Source organism: Bradyrhizobium sp. HKCCYLS2038 (genome assembly GCF_051167655.1).
Taxonomy (GTDB): Bacteria; Pseudomonadota; Alphaproteobacteria; order Rhizobiales; family Xanthobacteraceae; genus Bradyrhizobium.
This window is the reverse complement of the sequence record NZ_JBNPTM010000008.1, coordinates 138,244-162,418: the sequence shown is the minus strand read 5'-3', so window position 1 is coordinate 162,418 and position 24,175 is coordinate 138,244. Positions and strand designations below refer to the sequence as shown.

The 24,175-nt window shown below is 67.9% G+C and carries 16 protein-coding genes; 13 read left to right on the top strand and 3 right to left on the bottom strand.

Annotated features, from left to right (window positions below):
- The first annotated feature begins 254 nt into the window (after positions 1-254).
- Positions 255-1,256 (top strand): 2-hydroxyacid dehydrogenase, encoded by a 1,002-nt coding sequence (locus tag ACQR1I_RS30055; protein WP_434869701.1) that lies wholly within the window; start codon positions 255-257, stop codon positions 1,254-1,256.
- Between the two features lie 214 nt (positions 1,257-1,470).
- Here ACQR1I_RS30055 and ACQR1I_RS30050 read toward each other — a convergent pair whose 3' ends face one another.
- Positions 1,471-2,274: a HesA/MoeB/ThiF family protein gene (locus ACQR1I_RS30050; RefSeq protein ID WP_434869700.1), complete on the bottom strand. Its 804-nt coding sequence runs from the start codon at positions 2,272-2,274 to the stop codon at positions 1,471-1,473.
- Positions 2,275-2,416: 142 nt separating this feature from the next.
- Between ACQR1I_RS30050 and ACQR1I_RS30045 the strand changes: the two genes are divergently transcribed.
- Together ACQR1I_RS30045 and ACQR1I_RS30040 are read left to right on the top strand one after the other, a co-directional pair.
- Positions 2,417-3,790, top strand: coding sequence for a peptidoglycan-binding protein (locus ACQR1I_RS30045; RefSeq protein WP_434869699.1), 1,374 nt, complete (start codon positions 2,417-2,419; stop codon positions 3,788-3,790).
- 440 nt (positions 3,791-4,230) lie between these two features.
- Positions 4,231-5,034: an AAA family ATPase gene (locus ACQR1I_RS30040; protein ID WP_434869698.1), complete on the top strand. Its 804-nt coding sequence runs from the start codon at positions 4,231-4,233 to the stop codon at positions 5,032-5,034.
- A gap of 307 nt (positions 5,035-5,341) precedes the next feature.
- Here the strand turns inward: ACQR1I_RS30040 and ACQR1I_RS30035 are convergent, their stop codons facing one another.
- Positions 5,342-5,815: a cyclic nucleotide-binding domain-containing protein gene (locus ACQR1I_RS30035; protein ID WP_434869697.1), complete on the bottom strand. Its 474-nt coding sequence runs from the start codon at positions 5,813-5,815 to the stop codon at positions 5,342-5,344.
- A 69-nt stretch (positions 5,816-5,884) separates the two neighbouring features.
- The gene (mutM, locus tag ACQR1I_RS30030) at positions 5,885-6,766 is read right to left on the bottom strand and encodes a bifunctional DNA-formamidopyrimidine glycosylase/DNA-(apurinic or apyrimidinic site) lyase (protein ID WP_434869696.1); all 882 of its coding nucleotides are present in this window, start codon (positions 6,764-6,766) and stop codon (positions 5,885-5,887) included.
- A gap of 105 nt (positions 6,767-6,871) precedes the next feature.
- Here mutM and ubiE point away from each other — a divergent pair, with 105 nt between their 5' ends.
- From ubiE to addA, 10 genes are all read left to right on the top strand, one after another.
- Positions 6,872-7,633 (top strand): bifunctional demethylmenaquinone methyltransferase/2-methoxy-6-polyprenyl-1,4-benzoquinol methylase UbiE, encoded by a 762-nt coding sequence (gene ubiE / locus ACQR1I_RS30025; RefSeq protein ID WP_434869695.1) that lies wholly within the window; start codon positions 6,872-6,874, stop codon positions 7,631-7,633.
- On the top strand, positions 7,630-9,204 hold the full coding sequence (ubiB, locus tag ACQR1I_RS30020; protein ID WP_434869694.1) for a 2-polyprenylphenol 6-hydroxylase: 1,575 nt from the start codon (positions 7,630-7,632) through the stop codon (positions 9,202-9,204). Before ubiE ends, ubiB begins: the two co-directional genes overlap by 4 nt.
- Positions 9,205-9,470: 266 nt before the next feature.
- Positions 9,471-10,898 (top strand): bifunctional phosphopantothenoylcysteine decarboxylase/phosphopantothenate--cysteine ligase CoaBC, encoded by a 1,428-nt coding sequence (gene coaBC, locus ACQR1I_RS30015; RefSeq protein ID WP_434869693.1) that lies wholly within the window; start codon positions 9,471-9,473, stop codon positions 10,896-10,898.
- Positions 10,895-11,353, top strand: a complete 459-nt coding sequence (gene dut, locus ACQR1I_RS30010; RefSeq protein ID WP_434869692.1) for a dUTP diphosphatase — start codon at positions 10,895-10,897, stop codon at positions 11,351-11,353. The genes coaBC and dut overlap by 4 nt, the downstream gene beginning before the upstream one ends.
- A gap of 191 nt (positions 11,354-11,544) precedes the next feature.
- On the top strand, positions 11,545-14,052 hold the full coding sequence (locus ACQR1I_RS30005) for a PAS-domain containing protein (RefSeq protein ID WP_434869691.1): 2,508 nt from the start codon (positions 11,545-11,547) through the stop codon (positions 14,050-14,052).
- Positions 14,049-15,578, top strand: a complete 1,530-nt coding sequence (gene tsaE, locus ACQR1I_RS30000; RefSeq protein WP_434869690.1) for a tRNA (adenosine(37)-N6)-threonylcarbamoyltransferase complex ATPase subunit type 1 TsaE — start codon at positions 14,049-14,051, stop codon at positions 15,576-15,578. Before ACQR1I_RS30005 ends, tsaE begins: the two co-directional genes overlap by 4 nt.
- 342 nt (positions 15,579-15,920) lie before the next feature.
- Positions 15,921-16,229 carry a PilZ domain-containing protein gene (locus ACQR1I_RS29995; RefSeq protein WP_434869689.1) on the top strand — a complete coding sequence of 103 codons (309 nt, stop codon included), beginning with the start codon at positions 15,921-15,923 and terminating at the stop codon, positions 16,227-16,229.
- A gap of 147 nt (positions 16,230-16,376) precedes the next feature.
- A complete protein-coding gene (locus ACQR1I_RS29990; RefSeq protein WP_434869688.1) occupies positions 16,377-17,099 on the top strand; it encodes a nucleotidyltransferase family protein in 723 nt (240 codons plus the stop codon).
- A 437-nt stretch (positions 17,100-17,536) separates the two neighbouring features.
- On the top strand, positions 17,537-20,683 hold the full coding sequence (gene addB / locus ACQR1I_RS29985; RefSeq protein WP_434869687.1) for a double-strand break repair protein AddB: 3,147 nt from the start codon (positions 17,537-17,539) through the stop codon (positions 20,681-20,683).
- Positions 20,677-24,150, top strand: a complete 3,474-nt coding sequence (gene addA / locus ACQR1I_RS29980) for a double-strand break repair helicase AddA (RefSeq protein ID WP_434869686.1) — start codon at positions 20,677-20,679, stop codon at positions 24,148-24,150. The genes addB and addA overlap by 7 nt, the downstream gene beginning before the upstream one ends.
- Positions 24,151-24,175: the final 25 nt, after the last annotated feature.

Genomic DNA, 24,175 nt, shown 5'->3' with positions numbered 1-24,175 from the left:
CACAGAGAGGGCTTGCCGCAGCGCAGGTCCTGACCCGCCGTTGGCTTCTTGTCTTGGCCCGGCCTTCTGCTAGACAGGACCCAACACAAGCGGCCAGGAAGCGCCTGAGAATCGCTCGCGAAACCCTGTCAGGGACGGATCGGCCCACCGGTGAGTCCGACACGACCCGTTCAGGGAAACGCCCTTCTCAGGCGACGACGGTAGTTTCGGCGAACCCGGTTAATGAGGTCTGAAGGATCTCATGAGAGCAGCACATGTCAGGTAGGAAAAAGCCCCTCGTCGTCGTGACGCGCAAGCTGCCGGATTCGGTCGAGACGCGGATGCGCGAGCTGTTCGACGCGCGCCTCAATCTCGACGACGAGCCGATGAGCCAGGAGCAGCTCGCCGACGCGGTGCGCACGGCCGAAGTGCTGGTTCCGACCGTCACCGACCACATCTCGGCCGACATTCTCAACCAGCCCGACTGCAAGCTGCGCATGATCGCCAACTTCGGCAACGGCGTCGACAATATCGACGTCGCCACGGCGGTTGCGCGCGGCATCACCGTCACCAACACGCCGAAGGTCCTCACCGAGGACACCGCCGACATGACCATGGCGCTGATCCTCAGCGTGCCACGGCGGCTGATCGAGGGCGCCTCGGTGCTCACCGAGGGCAAGAACTGGGCGGGCTGGTCGCCGACCTGGATGCTCGGCCACCGCATCGGCGGCAAGCGTCTCGGCATCATCGGCATGGGCCGCATCGGCCAGGCGGTGGCGCGACGCGCCCGCGCCTTCGGCCTGCAGATCCACTATCACAACCGCCGCCCGGTCGCGCCCGTCATCGCCGACGAGCTCGGCGCCACCTATTGGGAGAGCCTCGACCAGATGCTGGCGCGGATGGACATCATCTCGGTGAACTGTCCGCACACCCCGGCGACATTCCATTTGCTGTCGGCGCGCCGCCTCAAGCTGATCCGCAAGGACGCCTATATCGTGAACACCGCGCGCGGCGAGGTGATCGACGAGGAAACGATGACACGGCTGATCGAAGCCGGCGACATCGCCGGCGCCGGCCTCGACGTGTTCGAGCACGAGCCCGCGGTCAATCCGCGCCTGGTGCGGCTGGCGAAGGCCGGCAAGGTGACGCTGCTGCCGCACATGGGCTCGGCCACCATCGAGGGCCGCGTCGAAATGGGCGAGAAGGTCATCATCAACATCAAGACCTTCCTCGACAACCACCGTCCGCCGGACCGCGTGCTGCCGAGCATGCTGTAGGGCAGGCGGCCTACCCAGCAATCACTGTCGTCCCGGCGAACGCCGGGACCCATACCCCCAGGGGCGGTTTGAGGCACGCTGGCCATTGGCTTTTTGCTCGTCACGACCGCTGCGGAGTATGGATCCCGGATCGGCGCCCGACGACGCGTTGCGTCGCCGGGCTTGTCCGGGATGACGAGGGAGTGCGTAGCGCGCCTCGAGGCTTACTCACACATCACTTCTGATGCGCACTCAGATCCGCAATGACTGGCCCGTCGCCATTCAACGGATTGGCCGGATCGCGGCGATAGCGCAGCGTCTCGAAGCGCATGGTGCGGGCGTCCAGCATCAGCAGCCGTCCCACCAGGCCCTCGCCGAAGCCGACGATCTCGCGGATCGCCTCCAGCGCCATCATCGATCCGAGCGTGCCGGCCAGTGCGCCCATGACGCCGGCCTCGGCGCAGGCCGGAACGGTGCCGGGCGGCGGCGGCTCGGGGAACAGGCAGCGATAGGTCGGATTGAAATCGCCCTGCTCGTTCGTCTCATGCGCACGGATCGTCGTCAGCGACGCATCGAAGGTACCGAGCGCGCCTGATATCAGCGGCCTCTTCGCCAGGAAGCACGCGTCCGACGCAAGGTAGCGGGTATCGAAATTATCCGAGCCGTCGAGGACGAGATCGTAGCCACCGATCAGCTCGAGCGCGTTGTCGGCATTGAGCCAGGTCCGGTGCGTGACGACCGCCACATGCGGATTGAGCGCGTTGATTCGCTCGGCCGCGCTGTCGACCTTCGGCCTGCCGATATCCGGCGTCGCGTGGATGACCTGCCGCTGCAGATTGGACAGCGACACCACGTCGTCGTCGACCACGCCGATGGTGCCGACGCCGGCGGCGGCGAGATACATCAGCGCCGGCGCGCCGAGCCCGCCGGCGCCGATCACCAGCACCGACGCGCGCTTCAGCGCCGCCTGTCCGGGACCGCCGACGTCGCGCAGCACGATGTGACGCGCATACCGCTCCACTTCCTCGTCGCTCAGCATCGCAACATCAGTCCTTCCACTGCCGAATCGCTGCCGGTTGGTCGTGGCGATCCGCGGATCTCCACACTGAACCCTCGCCGGATTGTGACCGACCAAGCAGATGTGCTTATTTATGTCAGCGGCAAGAGCAGCGGGATTTGTCATGAGACGGCTGGCCACGGCAACCTTCATCTGCGCGGTCGCCGCGTGCGCATCGGCACGAGCCCAGACGACGCAGACGCCTGCAGCACAAGGCCAGCAGTCCGCCAAGCCGAAGCCCGTCGCGACCCAGGCGGTGCGGCCGGGCGTGCAGGCGCCGGCCGACACCGCCAATGGCATGAGCCAGGCCGAGCGGCTGTCGCTGCAATCCGATCTCGCCTGGGTCGGCCAGTACAACGGCGCCATCACCGGCGACGTCAGCGAGCGCATGGTCAATGCGATCAAGGAGTACCAGAAGCTCAAGGGCGGCAAGCCGACCGGTGTGCTCAATCCTCAGGAGCGCGCCGTGCTCGCCGACACCGCCCGCCGCAAGCAGGAGGGCGTCGGCTGGAAGCTCGTGACCGAGCCCACCAGCGGCGCGCGTCTCGGCATTCCCACCAAGCTGGTGCCGCAGCAGAGCACCGACGCCAACGGCTCGAAATGGACCTCGCCGACCGGCACCGTGCAGGTCGTGCTGGCCCGCCGCAAGGAGGCCAACCCGACCACCGCGGCGCTGGCCGACCGCGAGAAGAAGGAGCCCGGCCGCACCGTCGACTACAGCGTGGTGAAGCCCGACTTCTTCGTGCTGTCGGGGCTGCAGAACCTGAAGAAGTTCTACATCCGCGGCACCTTCAAGGGCGACGAGGTGCGCATCCTCACGGTCCTCTACGACCAGGCCACCGAGAACACCGTCGAACCGGTGGTGATCGCGATGTCGAGCGCGTTCACCGCATTCCCGGCGGCGGCGCTCGCGGCGCAGCCGGCGCCGCGGCGGAGCGTCGATTACGGCACCGGCATTGTCGCGAGCCAGGACGGCGCCATCATCGCCGACCGCGAGGTCACCGATGCCTGCGTGGCGATCACCGTTCCCGGTTTCGGCCACGCCGAGCGCATCGCCGAGGACAAGGAGCGCGGCCTGGCGCTGCTGCGCATCTACGGCGCGCATGGCTTGAAGCCGCTCGCGCTCGCGGGCGGCGCTGCGAAATCATCCGTCGACATCATCGGTCTCGCCGATCCGCAGAACCAGGGCGGCGGTGCCGCGATCAGCACCGTCAAGGCGCAGCTCGCCGGCAACGGCGGCGGCGATGCGTCACTCGCACCGGCGCCGGGACTTGGCTTTTCCGGCGCGGCCGCACTCGACGGCGAGGGCAAGTTCGCCGGAATCGTGCTGCTGAAGCCGGGCGTGCTCGCCGGCTCGGCCATGATTCCCTCGACACAGGCCGTGATGGTCAGCGCCGATGCGACGCGCGCCTTTCTCGATGCTCAAGGCGTCAAGCCCGACGGGACCTCGCTCGATGCCAAGGCGGCGACCGTACGCGTGATCTGCGTGCGCAAATAGCGGCCGGGACCTGCCGCTGACCGCACTGCGCATTGCAGCGCGGCAAGCGTTTACGCAAAATTAAGCATGTCCTTTTAGAAAAAATTAAAGGCCCAACGGCGGCCGGCGGGGATCTCTGGCGCAGCATCGCGACTGCCCATGACGATGCTCGACGATGCCGAGCGCTGCTCCGCGCCGTTGCCGCTCATCTTCCTAGCACCTTGCTATCAACTCGGAACGGCTCCCGCCGTAGTCAACCGGTCTGTCCAATCGCAGACCGGACGTGAGATAGTTCGAAACAGTTTTGTCGGCGTGCTGATTCGGACCACCGCGATCCCTCCTTCGAGTCGGATCGGACCGGGACTGTCCTGAGCGAGAATAGCTCCGCATTGCGCAACAGCGATGCAACTCAGCTTTGGCGTTCTCATTAGTTCCGTCAACATCCGAAGGACTGTCTCCCGATGTACACGATCGTTTTGGCCACGCAGAAGGGCGGCAGCGGCAAGAGCACGCTCGCCATTGGTCTCGCCGTGGCGGCCCAGCAGGCCGGCCACAAGGTGCGCGTGATCGAAACCGACCGCCAGGGCACGCTCACCAAGTGGCAGGCACGCCGCGCCGCCGGCGAGGCGATCGTCGAAGCGGTCTACGACGCCAAGATGATCGAGCCGCGCCTCGAGGCACTGGCGCGCGACGGCGTCACCGTCTGCGTGATCGACACCGGCGCCGGCATCACCGCATCGACGACCGCGGCGATCCGCCACTGCGATCTCTGCCTGATCCCGGCGCGGCCGAGCGTCGCCGACATCGAGGCGACGGCGCCGACCTTGAGCGTCGTGCGCGCGTGGCGTAAACCATTTGCCTTCGTCCTCAACCAGGCGCCGATTCGCGGCGGCAACCGCATCAGCGACGCGACGTCGGCGCTCGACGCCGACGCGCCACGCGACATCGCCGAGGTGCTGGCGCAGCCCTTCATCATGATGCGCAACGACCACCAGGACGCGCTCGCCGCCGGTCTCGGCGTCAGCGAATTCGACCCCAGCGGCAAGTGCGCGCAGGAGATCAAGAGCCTGTGGCGCTGGACCGCCGGCAAGATCGCCGGCGACCATGTCATGCACGAAGCCGGCGAGCTGAAGGAAGCGAGCGAGCTTCCCGCAGTCGAGTTCCCGATCATGCTGACAACGCCGCAGCCGGAGCTGAAGCTGCCGACAACGCGCGCCTACCCGACCTGGGCCGACAACGGCCTCAACTGGAAGGCGGGTTTGTAATCCTCCGCCCCTCACCGCAACGACGGTGCGCCCCCTCGCCCGCTCTTGCGGGGAGAGGGTCGGGGTGAGGGGCAGACGCACGGGTGGTGCTGATGGTGAGGGCCCCACAATCGGAACGAACTATCCAGCTAATTAGTTACTCCGTCATGCCCGGGCTTGTCCCGGGCATCCACGTCTTTCCACGCATGCCGAACGACGTGGATGGCCGGGACAGGCCCGGCCATGACGACTGGGAAACAGCCGAACACAAAATCCCGATCGGCAATCGCTGTTCGCTCGGCCGCAAGCGCGCCCAGTAAGAGCCGCCCTACCGCGCGCGCATCTCCAGCAGCTTGATGCGCGCATCCGCGCGGCGCAGCCGGCGGCAAAGCTCGCGGTTGATGTTCTGCATCACGATGACGTAGGCCTGGATGTCGGCCTTGTAGAACGCATAGAGCTCCCGGGCCGTGAGCTCGTACAGCACGGTCGGCGTCTCCGCGACGACGGTCGCCGACCTGTTCTGCATCTCCAGCAAGGTCATCTCGCCGAAGAAGTCGCCGGGATCGAGGCTCGACATGTGAATCACACTGCCGGTCGCCAAACGCTCGCTGACTTCCAGCGAGCCGCTGTGAACGACGAACATCGAACGTCCCGGCTCGCCTTCGGCGACGATCGTGGCGCCGGCCTCGAAGCGACGCTCGGCCAGCATTGAGACGAGCCGATCGAGGCTCGCGTCCGACAGGCCGCCGAAGAACGGCGTGGCGAGCAAAAAAGCCTTCAGGTCGGGCGAGCTGGCAGCCATGGCGCGAGTATACGCCCGCACCCGGCCCCTACAAGCGCACCGCACAGGCCAGGTGGCCCGGCCCGCGCCTCACCTCTGGCACGTCGGGCACCAGAACGTCGACCGTCCGTTCTGCACGAAGCGCTTCACCACGCCCTCGCAGCCGTCCGTCCGGCACGGCTCGCCCTCGCGGTCGTAGACCTGGAACGAGTGCTGGAAATAGCCGAGCTCGCCGGTTGTCTGCCGGTGATCGCGCAGCGATGATCCGCCGGCGCGGATCGCCTCGTTGAGGACGGTGTGAATGGCCTCGACCAGCCGCTTGGCATGGTCCGTTGGCTCGCCCTTCTTGGTCGCGAGCGTCGCGGCCAGCCGCCGCGGTGACAGATGGGCGCGGAACAGCGCCTCGCAGACATAGATGTTGCCGAGGCCAGCGACGACGCGCTGGTCGAGCAGCGCCGCCTTCAGGCTGGTCTTCTTGCCCGCGCAGGCGCGCGCCAGCATGGCCGCATCGAATGCGTTGCCGAGCGGCTCCGGACCGAGATCCTTCAGATGCGGCTCGGTCTCGATCTCGCCGCGGCCGATGATCTTCATGAAGCCGAAGCGGCGCGGATCGTTGAACACGATGTCGGCGCCCGAGGACATGTGAAACACGACATGGTCGTGCACGCTGTCCTTGCCGCGCGGATAATGAAACTCGCCGAGCGTCTCCTCGTCATCCTGCTTGATCACCCGAAACGAGCCGGACATGCCGAGATGCATCAGCAGCACGTCGCCGGAGCCGAGATCGGCGAGCAGATATTTGGCCCGGCGGCCGAGCCCGGTGACGGTCTGGCCCTGCAGGCGCTTCGCAAAATCGGGCTGGAACGGAAACCGCAAGTCGCCGCGCCGCGCCTCGGCGGTGACGATCCGGGCCCCCTCCATCACCGGCTGCAGCCCGCGCCGGACGGTCTCGACTTCGGGCAGCTCAGGCATGCCGGCTGGTCTCACCTTTTGCGTTCACGACCATTCACCTTGTCCGGCTGACGTGATAGCGCCTTGGCCGCGACAACGCTATGGTGCCGTATTGGAGTAAGGGTGATGGATCAGACGGACCAGACCACTCATTTCGGCTTCCGGGATGTGCCTCTGGGCGAGAAGCAGACGCTGGTGAACGACGTGTTTCACAGCGTCGCCTCGCGCTATGACCTGATGAACGACCTGATGTCCGGCGGGCTGCACCGCGTCTGGAAGGACATCATGATCAACACGCTGAACCCGCCGAAAAGCGACGCGCCGTTCGCGCTGCTCGACGTCGCCGGCGGCACTGGCGACATCTCCTTCCGCGCCGCCAAGAAGGCCGGCGCCGGCTTCCATGCCACGGTCTGCGACATCAATGGCGACATGCTCGAGGTCGGCCGCCAGCGCGCGCTGAAGCAGTATCTCGACGACAAGGTGTCGTTCGTCGAAGGCAATGCCGAGAGTCTCGCCTTCCCCGACCGCTCGTTCGACGCCTACACGATCGCCTTCGGCATCCGCAACGTGCCGCAGATCAACCTGGCGCTGGCCGAGGCCTTCCGCGTGCTCAAGCACGGCGGCCGCTTCCTGTGCCTGGAATTCTCGACCGTCGAGGTGCCCGGGCTCGACAAGCTCTACGACCTGTTCTCGTTCAACGTCATCCCGCAGCTCGGCCGCGCCGTGACCGGCGATGCTGAATCCTATCGCTACCTCGTCGAATCGATCCGTCAGTTTCCGCGCCCCAACGCCTTCGCCGAGATGATCTCGGCAGCCGGCTTCTCGCGCGTGTCCTGGCAGACGCTCTCCGGCGGCATCGTCGCGCTCCATTCCGGCTGGCGTTTGTGATCTCCGCACTCACTCATATTACGCGGCTCGCCCGGGCCGCCCTGGTGTTCGCGCGCGAGGGCGTGTTCGGCGTCGTCGATCCAAGTCTGGCGCCGCCGCCGGGTCAGGTCGCGCTGAAGCTCGCGCGCCTGGTCGAGCGACCCGGCGCGAAGTCGGGACCGCGGCTGTCGCGCGCACTGGAACGAATGGGGCCGGCCTATCTCAAGCTCGGCCAGTTCCTGGCGACGCGCCCCGATGTCGTCGGCGTCGTGATGGCGCGCGATCTCGAATCGCTGCAGGACCGGCTGCCGCCGTTCCCGCAGGCCGAGGCGGAGGCCGTCATCGCCACCGCGCTCGAACGCCCGATCAGCCAGCTGTACACCTCGCTCGGCCCGCCGGTCGCGGCCGCCTCGATCGCGCAGGTACATCGCGGCGAGGTCGAGCGCGATGGCATTCGTTACTCGGTCGCCGTGAAGGTACTGCGCCCGAACGTGGCGGCGCGCTTCCGGCGTGACCTCGCCGACTTTTTCTTCGTCGCCGAGAAGGCCGAAGCGCATTCGTCGGAGGCGCGGCGCCTGCGCCTGGTCGAGGTCATCAACACGATGTCGCGCTCGGTCGCGATGGAGATGGATCTCCGGCTCGAGGCCGCCGCACTGTCGGAGATGGCGGAGAACATCAAGGACGATCCGGACTTCCGCGTGCCCGCGGTCGACTGGGACCGCACCGCCAACAACGTCCTCACCATGGAGTGGATCGACGGCATCGCGCTGAACGACCACGCCCGCCTCGCCCAGGCCAATGTCGATCTGCCCGATGTCGGCCGAAAGGTGATCCAGAGCTTTCTGCGCCACGCGCTGCGCGACGGCTTCTTCCACGCCGACATGCATCCGGGCAACCTGTTCCTGGACAAGCAGGGCCGGCTGGTCGCCGTCGATTTCGGCATCATGGGCCGGCTCGGCATGAAGGAGCGGCGCTTCCTGGCCGAGATCCTGCTCGGCTTCATCACCCGTGACTATCGCCGCGTCGCCGAGGTGCATTTCGAGGCCGGCTACGTGCCGCCGCATCATTCGGTGGAGAATTTCGCTCAGGCCATCCGCGCCATCGGCGAGCCGATCCACAACCGCACGGCCGAAGAAATCTCGATGGCCAAGCTGCTGACCCTGCTGCTCGAGGTCACCGGCCTGTTCGACATGCGGACCCGGCCCGAGCTGATCCTGCTGCAGAAGACCATGGTGGTGGTCGAGGGCGTGGCGCGCGGCTTCGATCCGAAGCTCGACATCTGGAAGGTCGCCGACCCCGTCGTGCGCGAATGGATCGAGCGCAATCTCGGGCCCATCGGCCGCATCGAGGGCGCCGTCACCGGCATCGGCGAGCTGGCCCGGCTGACAGCCACCCTGCCCGTGCTCGCCGCCCGCGCCGCCGCCGTGCTGGAGAACCTGGAGACCATGACCCGCGACGGCCTCCGCCTGTCGCCCGAAACCATCGCCGCCATGGGCCGCACCGAAGGCAAGAAGAGCCGCTGGCGCGCCATCGCGCTCTGGGTCATCGCGCTGACCTTCATCGGCATCCTGTTCGCGGTGCTGCGCCTGTGATGGCCACGGCCATCTCCTCACGTCATTCCGGGGCGCGCGGAGCGCGAGCCCGGAATCCATAGCCACGACAGGGCATGGGGCGCGAGACGCCAATGGCGCTGATCTTCGCAAAACCGGGGCCCCGGAGTATGGATTCCGGGCTCGCGCTTGCGCGCGCCCCGGAATGACGGCGGAGCAAGAGGGAGCTTCATTCAGCCCCAAATGATTGCACTGCCATCAATTTCTGCTAGCATTGCCTTCATAACGACAACGCTGGGGAGGGGGTCATGGCCAGCCTGACCATCCGCAAACTCGACGAGTCCTTAAAAACCTATCTTCGCCTGCGCTCGGCGCAGAACGGCCGCTCCGTCGAGGAGGAGGTCCGGGTGATCCTGCGCGCGCTGATCGAGCCGGTTGATCCGTCCGAACCGCCATCGGCGCCACCCGCTCCCACCGCGCTGCCCGAACTGCTCGTCCCGCAACCCGGTGTCGCGCGCGACGCCCGCGTTACCCTGATCATCGGCGGCGGCATTGCGGCGTACAAGTCGCTCGACCTGATCCGGCGGCTGAAAGAGCGCCACATCCAGGTTCGCTGCGTCATGACCAAAGCGGCGACGCAGTTCGTGACCGAGCTGGCGGCTTCGGCACTCTCGGGCGACCGCGTCTTCACCGACTTGTTCGACGCGCGCAGCGAGTTCGATGTCGGCCACATCCGGCTGGCGCGCGACTGCGATCTGATCGTGGTGGCACCGGCCACCGCCGACCTGATGGCCAAAATGGCGCAGGGTCATGCCGATGATCTCGCCAGCGCCATCCTGCTCGCGGCGAGCCGGCCGATCCTGCTGGCGCCAGCGATGAACCCGATGATGTGGAGCAATCCCGCAACCCGGCGCAATGCCGCGACCCTGCAGCGCGACGGCATCCGGATGATCGGGCCCAATGCCGGCGAGATGGCCGAGAAGGGCGAGGCGGGCGTCGGCCGCATGGCCGAGCCAATCGAGATCGCCGATGCCGTGGTCGCGATGTTGAAACCGCCGGTGCCGCGGCCGTTGGCCGGACGGCGCGTGCTGATCACCGCGGGACCGACGCACGAGCCGATCGACCCGGTGCGCTATATCGCCAACCGCTCCTCCGGCAAGCAGGGCTTTGCCATCGCCGCCGCCGCGCAGGCCGCGGGCGCTGACGTCAGGCTGATCGCGGGACCGGTCGATCTCGCCGATCCCAAGGGCGTCAGGGTGACGCATGTCGAGTCGGCGCGACAGATGCTCGAGGCGGTCGAGGCCGAGCTGCCGGCCGACGTCGCGATCTTCGCAGCCGCCGTCGCCGACTGGCGCGTCGCCAATGAAGGCGGCCAGAAACTGAAGAAGACCGACAAGGCGATCCCGCCGCTGCAGCTGGTCGAGAATCCCGACATCCTCGCCACGATCTCCAAGCTCAAGGAGAAACGGCCGGGCCTGGTCATCGGCTTCGCCGCCGAGACGGAACACCTGATCGACAACGCGAAAGCAAAATTCGCGCGCAAGGGCTGCGACTGGATCGTCGCCAACGACGTCTCGCCCGCGACCGGCGTGATGGGTGGCGACCGCAACACCGTGCATCTCTTGACGAAGGACGCCGACGGCGTCCATGTCGCGTCGTGGCCGATCATGACCAAGGACGAGGTCGCGACCGCTTTGGTCGCCGAGATCGCCAAAACCGTGGGACCCTCAGCGTGACACAGACCATCGCGATCGCCGTTCAGATCCTGCCGCATGGCGAGGGCCTGCCGCTGCCGGCCTATCAGACCGCGCATGCCGCCGGGATGGATCTGCTCGCGGCGGTTCCGGCCGATGCGCCTGTCGTGCTCGGCGCAGGCGACCACGCGATGGTGCCGACGGGACTGTCGATCGCGCTGCCCGACGGCTACGAGGCGCAGGTGCGGCCGCGCTCGGGGCTCGCCGCGCGTCACGGCGTCACCGTGCTCAATTCACCCGGCACGATCGATGCGGACTATCGCGGCGAGATCTGCGTGCTGCTGATCAACCACGGCCAGGAGCCGTTCACGATCCGCCGCGGCGAGCGCATCGCGCAGATGGTGATCGCCGCCGTCGCGCGCGCCGAGTTCTCGATCGCAACGAATTTGTCGGAGACGGCGCGCGGCAGCGGCGGCTTCGGCTCGACGGGCCGTTGAACTACGGAGCCCGCCATTGTTCCGACTCGAAAGAGTCGATCGATGGACGCATTTTCCTCGGGCGCAACCATCGTTCACGGTCTGGACTCTTACCGCTGGAGTCCCGAAGCGGTTATTGTTGATTGATTCGTGAAACGGCGCGGTCGATGCGATCGGCGCCGCGCGGAACTTTCGTGCGGTTTGGGGCAAAGATGTCGGGCGTGATCGTGGTGATGCGTCAGACGCTGCTGTCGTGCACGTCACTCGCGCGCAAAGGCCTGATGGGTCTCGCTGCGACTGCGCTTGCGCCGGCAAGTCCGGGCTTCGCGGGCGATGGCGTGCCGGCGGATGCGGTTTCTACGTTGTTCGAGCTGAGCCGTCAGGACGTCGCCGAGGTCACGGCGATGCTGGCGCTGCTCGGCTTCTCGGTGGTTGCCGCGGTCGCGCTGGTACGCACGCGTCTGGCGGCTGCGCGCAAGGAGGCGCGGCTGCGCGCCGAGGTCGCCGAGCTGCAGCTGCAGGCCGATCGCTATCGTGCGCTGCTGTTCGCCGAGCCGCAGATCCTGATCGCCTGGCCGGCCGGCGGCCACCGGCCGCAGATCTCCGGCGACACCGCGATGCTGGTGCCGGCCGAGCAGCCGCAGCGTATTCTCGCCTTCGGCACCTGGCTGCCGCCCGAGCCGGCGCTGCAGCTCGACCGCGCGGTCGAGGCGCTGCGCGAGGCCGGCGAAGGCTTCATGCTCAACCTCACCACCTCGCATGGCCACGCCATCGAGGCGATGGGCCGCGCCATCGGCGGCCAGGCCATCGTGCGCATCCGTGAATTGTCCGGCCTCCGCCGCGAGCTTGCCGAAACGCAGATCCGCTTCAAGGCGCTTGGCGAGGAGACGGAGTCGCTGCGCGCGCTGGCGTCGGCGCTGCCGTGGCCGATCTGGGCACGGCAGGCCAACGGTGCGCTGGCTTACGTCAACGCCGCCTATGCCCGCGCCGCCGATGCGCGCGACGTGCCCGACGCGATCAGCCGCAATCTCGAGCTGCTCGATTCCGCCGACAGAACCGACCTGCAGCGCGCGCTCGGTGCCGGCGGCCATTTCGAGGGCCGGCTGCCGATCGTGATGGGTGGCGAGCGCCGCATCCACGACGTGCGTGCCTTCACGCTCGGCGGCGGCAGCGCCGGCGTCGCGGTCGATGCCAGCGAAGCGGCGGCGCTCAGCGATGCGCTGGTGCGCATGCACGAGGCGCACCGCCGCACCCTCGACCAGCTGTCGTCGGGCGTCGCCGTGTTCGACGGCCAGCGCCGGCTCGCCTTCTACAACGATTCCTATCGCCGTCTGTGGGATCTCGATCCCGCGTTCCTCGACAGCCAGCCGGACGATTCCTCCGTGCTCGACCGTCTGCGTGCGTCGCGCAAGCTGCCCGAGCAGGCGGATTTCCGCGGCTGGAAGGCCAAGCTGCACGAGGCCTATCGCGCCGTCGAGGCCGCCAAGGACACCTGGTTCCTGCCCGACGGCCGCGCGCTCTCGGTGGTCACCACGCCCAACCCGGAAGGCGGCGTCACCTATCTGTTCGACGACGTCACCGAAAGCTTCGACCTCGCCCGCCGCTTCGACGGCCTGATCCGCGTCCAGCGCGAGACGCTCGACAGCCTCGCCGAAGGCGTGGCGGTGTTCGGCTCGAACGGCCGCGTCGAGCTGTTCAACCCGGCCTTCGCCAAGATGTGGCGGCTGTCGCCGGACCAGTTGCGCGAGCATCCGCACATCGACATCGTCGAATCCTGGTGCCGTCCGATCTACGACGACGCCGTCGCCTGGCGCACCATCCGCGAGGCCATTACCTCGATCGAGAACCGTCTCGACATCGCGCTCAAGCTGGAGCGCAAGGACGGCAGCGTGCTCGACTGCATGAGCCGTCCATTGCCCGACGGCGCCACGATGCTGACCTTCCAGGACATCACCGACACCGAGAATGTCGAGCGGGCTCTGCGCGAGAGCAACGAGGCGCTGGAAGCCGCCGGCCAGATGAAGATCGACTTCGTCCACCATGTGTCCTACGAACTGCGCGCGCCGCTGACCACGATCATCGGCTTCGCACATTTCCTCTCGGATCCGTCGACCGGACCGCTGACGCCGAAGCAGGCCGAGTATCTCGACTACGTCACCAAGTCGACCAACGCACTGCTGGCGCTGACCAACAACATTCTCGACCTCGCCACCATCGATGCCGGCGCGATGAAGCTCGAGCTCGGCCCTGTCGACGCCGCCAAGGCGATCGAGGCCGCCGCAGAGGGCGTGCAAGACCGGCTCGCCACCGACCGCATCCGCCTGACCATCGCGGTCGATCCCGATGTCGGCAACTTCGTCGGCGACGAGCGCCGCGTCGTGCAGGTGCTGTACAATCTGCTCGCCAACGCCGTCGGCTTCTCGCCGCCGGATTCGAGCGTGGTGGTCAGCGCGCGCCGCACCGACCACAGCGTGACCTTCGCAGTCACCGATTCCGGCCCGGGCATTCCGCCCGAGGTGAAGGACAAGGTGTTCGAATGGTTCGAGAGCCATTCGCAGGGCTCGCGCCATCGCGGCGCCGGACTCGGCCTGTCGCTGGTGCGCTCCTTCGTCGAGCTGCATGGCGGCAAGGTGCGGATGGATTCGGTGGTCGGCAAGGGCACCACCGTCACCTGCGACTTCCCGACCGACCACATCGCGCAACGCAACGCCGCGGAATGACGGACCGGCTGACATTCACCACCGCGCTGGCGGACGAGACCGCAACCGCCGCCCTGATGGCCGACCTCGCGCTGCTGATCGGCCCGGGCGTGCTGATCACGCTCACCGGCGATCTCGGCGCCGGCAAGACGGCGGCGGCGCGGGCGATGATCCGCTATCTCGCCGGCGACGATGAGCTCGAAGTGCCGAGCCCGACCTTCACCCTGGCGCAGAGCTACGACCTGCCGAGCTTCCCGCTGCTGCACGCCGATCTCTACCGCATCAGCGACGCCTCCGAGCTGGAGGAGATCGGCCTGTCGCCGCTGCCGGACGCAACGGTGGTGCTGATCGAATGGCCCGAGCGCGCCGGCGACGCGCTGCCGGACGACCGCATCGATATCGCCTTGCGCCACGATGCGGCCCAAGGCGACAGCGCGCGCAGCGTCGAGATCACCGGCACCGGCAAGGCCGCCGCGACCGTCGCGCGGCTCAAGGCGCTACGCGAATTCCTCACCGAGGCCGGCCACGCCAAGTCGCGCCGCGAGCGCATGGCCGGCGATGCCTCGACGCGTTCGTATGCGCGGCTGTACAAGGGTGAGCGCGTCTACATTTTGATGAACTCGCCGAAGCGGCCGGATGGTCCTGCGATCTACAACGGCAAGCCGTACAGTGGCGCCGTGCATCTCGCCGAGGACGTCCGCCCGTTCGTGGCGATGGCCGGCGCGCTGCGCGGCCGCGGCATCTCGGCGCCGAAGATCAACGACGCCGACCTCGACCAGGGTTTTCTGGTCACCGAGGATCTCGGCCGCGAGGGCGTGATCGAGGGCGATCCGCCGCGCCCGATCGTCGCGCGCTACGAGGTGGCAACGGATCTGCTCGCCGCGCTGCATGCGCAGGACGTGCCGTCGGTACTGCCGCTGGCGCCGCAGGTCACCTACACGGTCCCGGCCTTCGACGTCGACGCCATGCTGATCGAGATCGGCCTGATGCTCGAATGGTACCTGCCCGACCGCGGCGTCGAACCATCGCAGGTGCTGCGTGCCGAATTCATGGAGATGTGGCGCGACCTGCTGGAGGCGCCGCTCGCCGCCAAGCCGACCTGGGTCATCCGCGACTATCACTCGCCGAACCTGCTGTGGCTGCCCGCGCGCGAAGGCATCGCGAAGGTCGGCGTGATCGACTTCCAGGACGCGGTGATGGGCCCGCCCGCGTATGACGTCGTGTCGCTGGCGCAGGACGCCCGCATCGACGTCTCAGCCGAGATCGAGCAGGCGCTGCTCGCCCGCTACATCGCCGCGCGCCAGGCCGCTTCAGCCGACTTCGACGCCGATGAGTTCCGCGCGCACTACGCGATCATGTCCGCCCAGCGCAACACCCGCCTGCTCGGCACCTTCGCCCGCCTCAACCGCCGCGACGGCAAGCCGCACTACCTCAAGCACCAACCCCGCATCTGGGACTACCTGCACCGCGCGCTGGCCCACCCGGCGCTGGAGCCGCTGCGCGACTGGTACGCCGCCAATGTGCCGCCACCGGCGGGCGTGGGTTAAGCCACCTCTCACGGCACCGACAGTGCGCTCCCCTCCCCCTTGCGGGGAGGGGTCGGGGGTGGGGGTCTCCGGGCGAGCCGTCAGTTATGGACTTCGAACCCCTGCGCCATCGGCGGCATAAGCGTGAACTGATTCTCCGCAGAGCGTCTGCCGAGTAACCCAACGAATTCCTTTTCCGCGGACCCCCACCCCAACCCCTCCCCGCAAGGGGGAGGGGAGCCGACCGTCGCGTGGCGAAAGCTCGCCCCATCGCCCCACCCCGTAGCTTTACCGGTTCTTAGCCATCCCCCTTTACCGTGCGCCGGCGGCGCCCGGTTGCGCCGTGCGTGAACGGAGGTTGTGATGGCAGAGCGGATGAAGGGCGAGCGCGTCGTCTTCGAGCGCGGCATCCCGGCTTTCATGATGGGCATCGACGGCACTTGGCGGCGCAACTGCACGATCGAGGACGTCTCCGAGACCGGCGCCAAGCTGACGGTCGAGGGCTCGGTCGAGGGCCTGCATCTCAAGGAGTTCTTCCTGCTGCTGTCGTCGACGGGCCTGGCCTATCGGCGCTGCGAGCTCGCCTGGGTCAATGGTGACCAGATCGGCGTCACCTTCCTCAAGACCGGCACAAAGAAGAAGGCCAGCAAGCGCGCCGCCGCCGAAGCCTGACGGCAGCTGCGTCATCTTGCGTCGGGGACGGCGCCCGTCATCGTCGCATAATCGTCATCGGGGCCGGCTATCGCACCCGATCGAGACGATACGCGTCCTCGCGTGCTATGATTCGCACGTACCACTTCCGTTCGAGATTGCCTGAAAATGCCCGTCAAGCCGCACAAAGCCATGGTCCTCGCCGCCGGTCTCGGATTGCGCATGCGCCCGCTGACCGAGACGATGCCGAAGCCGCTGGTGCGCGTCGCCGGGCGTCCGCTGCTCGACCATGTGCTCGACCGCCTGGCGGAGGCTGGCGTCACCGAGGCCGTCGTCAACGTGCACTACCTGGCCGACCAGATCATCGCGCACACATCGACGCGTACTGCCCCTCGCGTGATCATCTCCGACGAGCGCGACCAGGTGCTCGGCACCGGCGGTGGCGTCGTCAAGGCGCTGCCGCAGTTGGGCTCCGAGCCGTTCTTCCACGTCAACTCCGACACGATGTGGATCGAGGGCGTGCGCCAGAACCTGACGCGCCTCGCCGACGCCTTCGACCCCGCGCGCATGGACATCATGCTGCTGATGGCCCCGACCGCAACCTCGATCGGCTATGCCGGCCTCGGCGATTACGCCATGCTCGCCGACGGCAGCTTGCGCAAGCGCCGGGAGCACCAGGTGGTGCCGTTCGTCTATGCCGGCGCCGCGATCATCTCCCCTTCGATTTTCGACGGCGCGCCGAAGGGCGAGTTCTCGCTGACCAGGATGTTCGACAAGGCCAACGAACAGGACCGCCTGTTCGGCCTGCGGCTCGAAGGCGTCTGGATGCATGTCGGCACGCCGGCTGCTGTCATGGAAGCCGAAGAAGCGCTGCTGGAGAGCGCGGCTTAGCGAAGCGAAGGTGGCGCTTCAGATCCGGTGTCGTCCCGGACAAGCCCTGGCCTCGCGTAGCGAGGACGGGGCGCAGAGCCGGGACCCATAACCACCGGCCGAAATGTGGCGAAGACTCGCCATGACCATCCCGCGACAAACAACTCCCTCTGGCTATGGATCCCGGGTCGGCGCCGCCGACAGCGCTGGCGCGCTGCCGGCGGCTTGCCCGGGATGACACCGAATGTGCTGAGGTCGCGTGATCACCTCACGCACAGCGGGATGACATGAGACCCGGAACTGGCGCTCCGACCCAAGAGGAACTGTCTCACCGAAGGGCATGCACACGGATAGCTGCCGCCAGGCCGCACCTGTCAACACCCATCCACACCCCGGATATGACCTCCACCCGATCGCTCCCTATATAGACGCCCAGAGCCAACCGCGAATCGCAGGCCATGCGCGTCTTCACCGTTCCCATTTCGGCGCCGTTCCTGCGCAGCGTGATCGCGGCGCTGGTGGATGGCCGGCTGGTCGACGGGTTCGAGGCCCGCAGCGACCCGGCGCGGCTCGCGACCGCAACGCTATATCTGCCGACGCGGCGCTCGCTCCGTGTGGCGCGCGAAATGTTCCTGGACGAACTGAAGACCGATGCGGCGGTGCTGCCGCGCCTGGTCGCGCTCGGCGACATCGACGAGGACGAGCTCGCCTTCGCGGAAGATCGCGACGCGTTTCTCGGACCCGCGCCGCTGGAGATTCCGGAGCGGCTCGACGATCTGCAGCGGCGCCTGACTCTCGCGCGGCTGGTGGCCGCCTGGGCCAAGACGCCGGTGTCGGCGCCGCTGGTGATTGGTGGTCCGGCCTCGACTCTGGCGCTGGCCGGCGATCTCGCGCGGCTGATCGACGACATGGTGACCCGCGGCGTGTCGTGGGACGCGCTCGATGCACTGGTGCCCGATCAGCTCGACAAATACTGGCAGTATTCGCTGGAGTTCCTGCGCATCGCTCGCACGGCGTGGCCGGCCTATCTGCAGGAGATCGAGCGCATCGAGCCGGCGGCGCGGCGCGACCTGCTGATATCAGCCGAGGCCGCGCGGCTGTCGGCGCATCCCGATGGTCCGGTGATTGCCGCAGGCTCGACCGGCTCGATGCCGGCGACGGCAAAATTCCTGCTCGCGGTCGCCAAGCTGCCGCATGGCGCCGTGGTGCTGCCCGGCCTCGACACCGATCTCGACGAGCCCGCGTGGAATTCGATCGGCGGCGCGAGGGATCGCGCCGGACGCGTGCTCACGCCGCCCGCCGTCAACCATCCGCAATATGCGATGCACCTGCTGCTCAAGCGCTTCGGACTGGAGCGGCGCGACGTGATCCGCCTCGCACCGACAGGCCGCGGCGGCCGCGAGGTGCTGATCTCCGAGGCTATGCGGCCGTCGGAGGCGACCGCCGTCTGGCACGAGCGGCTGCGCCAGTTCGACATCGCGGCCAACATCGCGGAAGCAATGGACAACCTCGCCGTCGTCGCCGCGCCGAATCCCGAAATGGAGGCGCTGGCGATTGCGATCGCGATGCGCGAGGCCCGCCATCTCGGCAAGTCGGCCGCGTTGGTGACGCCGGACCGCGCGCTGGCGCGGCGCGTGATGGCGGCCCTGACACGCTGGCATCTCACCTTCGACGATTCCGGCGGTGACGCGCTGTTGGAAACACCCGCCGGCATCTTCGCGCGGCTCGCCGCGGAATCGGCTGCGCGCGGCCTGGAGCCGCCGACCTTGCTGGCGCTGCTCAAGCATCCGCTGTGCCGCCTCGGCCGCGCTGCCTATGGCTGGAAGGGTGCGATCGAGACGCTGGAGCTCGCTTTGCTTCGCGGCACGCGGCCTCAAGCCGGCACCAGCGGGCTCGCCCGCGACTTCGCGCGCTTCCGCGACGAGCACACCAAGCTGAGCCAGGGCGAGGCGTCGTCGCTGCACCGTGCCGAGCCGCGCGCGCGGCTCAGGCCCGACCAGCTCGACCAAGCCGGCGCGCTGATCGCGCAACTGCAGACCGCGCTCGCGCCGCTGGAAAATCTCGCCTCGCCGCGGCCGCAGGATTTCGCCGAGCTTGCCGCGCGGCATCGCGAGGTGCTGATCGCGCTCTCCACTGACGATGTCGGCCTCAGCACAGCCTTCACCGATCGTGACGGCACGGCGCTGGCGCGCTGCTTCGATGATCTGCTGGCGTCCGGCGAGCGCTGCGGGCTGATGGCGCCGCTGTCGGACTATCCGGACTTGTTCCACACCGCCTTCTCCGATCGCGCCGTACGCCGCCCCGAGCGTCACAGCGCCCAGTTGCAGATCTACGGCCCGCTCGAAGCGCGGCTGATGCAGACCGATCGCATGATCATCGGCGGTCTCGTCGAGGGCGTATGGCCGCCGGCGCCGCGCATCGATCCCTGGCTGAGCCGCCCGATGCGGCATCAGCTCGGCCTCGATCTGCCCGAGCGACGCATCGGACTATCAGCCCATGACTTCGCGCAGCTGCTCGGCGCCCCCGAAGTGATCCTGACCCACGCGGCAAAGTCCGGCGGCGCGCCGGCCGTGGCTTCGCGCTTCCTGCATCGACTCCAGGCCGTCGCCGGCGAGGCACAATGGAAAGCCGCCGAGGCGCGCGGCGACATCTACGTGCGTTATGCCGAGGTGCTCGATCAGCCAGCCGCCGTGAAACCGATTGAGCAGCCGGCCCCGAAGCCGCCGCTGGCGGCGCGTCCGCTGCGGATGTCGGTGACCGCGATCGAAGACTGGCTGCGCGATCCCTACACCATCTTCGCGCGCTACATTCTGCGGCTCGACCCGCTCGATCCGGTCGACATGCCCTTGTCGGCCGCCGATCGCGGCTCGGCGATTCATGAGGCGATCGGCGAATTCACGCAGACTTTTGCCAAGGAGCTGCCGCTACATCCGGCGCATGCGCTGCGCGTGATCGGCGAGAAGCACTTCGCGCCGCTGATGGAGCGGCCCGAGGCGCGCGCGCTGTGGTGGCCGCGCTTCCAGCGCATCGCCGGCTGGTTTGCTGCCTGGGAAACCGCGCGGCGCGAGCAGATCGGCGCCATCACTGCCGAGATCCGCGGCGAGATCGGTATTCCCTTGGGCAAGGACCGCACCTTCATGCTGTCGGCCCGCGCCGACCGCATCGAGCAGCGCGCCGAGGGCACCTACGCCATTCTCGACTACAAGACCGGCCAGCCGCCGACCGCCAAGCAGGTGCGCATGGGGCTGTCGCCGCAGCTCACGCTCGAAGCCGCGATCCTGCGCGAGGGCGGCTTCGACGGCATTCCGGCCGGCAGCCTGATCAGTCAGCTGGTCTATGTCCGATTGTCCGGCAACAACCCGCCGGGCGAGGAGCGCATTCTCGAACTGAAGATCAACAAGAGCGACACGCCGCAGCACCCGGACCAGGCGGCGCAGGAGGCGCGCGTCAAGCTCGAAGAGCTGATCCGCAGCTTCGAGGACGTGAACCAGGGCTATACGTCGCTGAACCTGTCGATGTGGTCGAACCGCTACGGCGCCTATGATGATCTCGCCCGCATCAAGGAATGGTCGGCCGCCGGCGGCCTCGGAGTGGAGGAATGGTGAAGGCGCCCCGCCCCATTCCGCAGGCCGTGCGCGACGCGCAGACGCGCGCGTCGAATCCGGCGGCGTCGGCGTTCGTGTCGGCCAATGCCGGCTCCGGCAAGACGCATGTGCTGGTGCAGCGCGTGATCCGGCTGCTGCTCGACGGCGTGCCGCCGGAGAAGATCCTCTGCATCACCTTCACCAAGGCGGCCGCCGCCAACATGGCCGAGCGCGTGTTCTCGACGCTGGGCCATTGGGTGACGCTCGACGATGACGCGCTCGACAGCGCGATCAAATCCACCGGCATCGTCAGTTCCGACAAGAAGCTGCGGGCCGCGGCGCGCAAACTGTTCGCGAGTGCGCTGGAGACGCCGGGTGGATTGAAGGTGCAGACCATCCACGCACTGTGCACGCGGCTGCTGCAGCAGTTTCCGTTCGAGGCCAACGTGCCGGCGCGGTTCTCGGTGCTCGACGACCGCGACCAGACCGAGATGATGGAGCGCGCCAATCTCAAGGTGCTGCTCGACGCCGCGCGTGCGCCCGACAGCGCGCTCGGCCGCGCGCTGCAGGTGGCGATGGCGAATGCCGCCGACTCCACGTTCAAGGACGTCGTGCGCGACGCCTGTCTCAGCCGCGATCACTTCATGGCCTGGACCGATGGCGCCGGCCGCGTCGAGGTCGCCGCGCGGCAGCTCGGCGAGGTGCTCGGCATTGGCGCCGACGAGACGTTGGAGGCGATCGAGCGTGACATTCTCGATGGACCCAACCTGCCGCGCGCGGACTGGACCGACATTGCGGCCCGGCTCGACGGCGGCGCCAAGACCGACCAGAAGCAGGCGGAGCAGCTGCGCGCCGCGCTGGCGTTCTCGGGCAGCGATCAGGTCGACGAATATCTCCGCGTGTTCCTGACCGACGACAAGGAGCCGCGCAAATCGCTGCTCACCAAGAAGTTTGCTGACGCCAATCCCGGTCTGGCCGGCCTGTTCGAGTCCGAAGCGCGCCGGCTCGACCGCCTGATCGAGAAACGCCGCGCCGCTGTCGTGCGCGACCGCACCGAGGCGCTGCTGCAGATCGCGACCGCCGCCGCTGCGAACTATCGCCGCGAGAAGGAGGAGCGCGGGCTGCTCGACTATGACGACCTGATCGACAAGACGCTTGTCATGCTCAACCGCGTCTCTGCCGGCTGGGTGCACTACAAGCTCGACCGCGGCGTCGATCACGTGCTGATCGATGAGGCGCAGGACACGAGCCCCCGGCAATGGGACATCGTCGCCCACATCATCGAGGAGTTCACGTCGGGCGCCGGTGCGCGCGACGCCCTGACGCGCACGATCTTCGCCGTCGGTGACGAGAAGCAGTCGATCTTCTCGTTCCAGGGCGCGGACCCGCACGAGTTCGATGCGCGCCGGCGCGCGCTGCAGAAGCGGTTCACCGATGCCGGGCTGCTGTTCGATCCGGTCTCCTTCACCTACTCGTTCCGCTCCGGCCCGACCGTGCTGCACGCGGTCGACCACGTGTTCAGAGAGCGCGAGGTCTACAGCAGCATCCATTCGCCGGATATCGGCTACCCGATCCACAACGCGCTGACCGACGCCGGGCCGAGCCTGGTCGAGCTGTGGAGCCTGTGCGAACGCGACGACCGCAAGGAGATCGAGGGCTGGCGCGCGCCGTTCGACGGCGTCTCCGTCACCAGCCCCGAGGTCAAGCTGTCCAGGCGCATCCAGGCCGAGATCAAGCGGCTCATCAGTGTGGGCACGATGACCGGCCATGACGGCGCGCGGCGGCGGCTGAGCTATGGCGACATGCTGATCCTGGTGCGCCGCCGCGGCAACGCGTTCGATGCTGTGATTCAGGCGCTGAAGCACGCAGGGATTCCCGTCGCGGGTGCCGACCGCCTCAAGCTGACCGAGCACATCGCGATCATCGATCTGATGAACCTCGCCGACGCGCTGCTGCTGCCGCAGGACGACCTGGCGCTGGCGACCGCGCTGAAGAGCCCGCTGTTCGGGCTCGACGACGAGGACCTGTTCAAGCTCGCCTGGCAGCGCCGCGGCTCGCTGCGCGAGTCGCTGAGTGCACATGCCGTCGATGATCCGCGACTGCAGGCGGTCGTGCGTCGCTTGCAGCAATGCGAGCGCCGCGCCGCTGATGAGACGCCGTTCGCGTTCTATGCCTGGCTGCTCGGCGGCGATGGCGGCCGGCGGCGCATCCTGGCGCGGCTCGGCCACGAGGCCAATGACGCGCTCGATGAGTTCCTCGAATTGGCGCTGTCCTATGAGCGCAAGGCGCCGGCCTCGCTGCAGGGTTTCGTCGCCTGGCTGCGCGCGGCCGACACCGAGGTGAAGCGCGACATGGAGATCTCGCGCGACGAAGTGCGCGTGATGACCGTGCACGGCGCCAAAGGCCTCGAAGCCTCCGTGGTGTTCCTGGTCGACACGACGTCGTCACCGGCGGATTCGCAGCGGCTGCGACTGATCCACGTGCCGCATGGTGAACGGGAAATCGTAGTCTGGGCCGGCCGCAAGGCCGACGATCCGCAAGCCGTGGCGGCGGCGCGCACGGCGATGCTGAAGGAGACCGAGGACGAATATCGCCGGCTGCTCTATGTCGCGATGACCCGCGCGGCGGATCGCCTCGTGATCGGCGGCTGCATGCCGGGCAACATGAACAACGTCCGCGGCGGCAGCTGGTACGACCTGATGGCGCGCGGGCTCGATGCGGCGGGGCTGCAGGTCGAGGTGGTCGAGACCGAGGACGGCCCGGTCAAGCGATACGCCCGCGCGGAGGACATAGCGGAGACCGCCCGGGACGAGGCGCGGCGCATGGTGGAGACCGCTGTCGAGCTGCCGGCATGGCTGCGCACGGCAGCGGTCGAAGCGCCGGGCGAGGTGGCCGTGCTCAGGCCGTCGGATCCCTCCACCGACGAGCGGCCGGTCCGCTCCGGCGAATCGCTCGCTGCGCGCAGTCTTGCGATGCAGCGCGGCACCCTGGTGCACCGCCTGCTGCAGTCGCTGCCGGACGTGCTGCCGGAGCGGCGGCGCGATGCCGCGCTGCGATATCTGCTGCGCAATGCCCCGGACTGGCCGGAGGACGAACGCCAGGGGCTCGCAGAGCGCGTGCTCACGGTCATCGAAGACCCACGCTTTGCCGCCGTGTTCGCCGCCGGCAGCCGCGCGGAAGTATCGATCGTCGGCCGGCTCGCACTGGCCGGACAGCCGGCCGCGCTGGTGTCCGGCCAGATCGACCGTCTCGTCGTGACCGCAGCCGAGGTGCTGATCATCGACTTCAAGACCAACCAGCAGCCGCCCTCCGAGCTCGCTGACGTGCCCCCGGCCTACCTGCGCCAGCTCGCGCTGTACCGCGCCGTGCTGCGCCAGCTGTATCCAGGGAGGGCGGTCCGGGCCGCCCTGCTCTGGACCGAAGCTCCTGAATTCATGGAGCTTCCGGCCTCCGCGCTGGACGCCATGCTGCCATCTCAGCACGACTGAGTGAGCGCGCTTGACCCGGCATGAC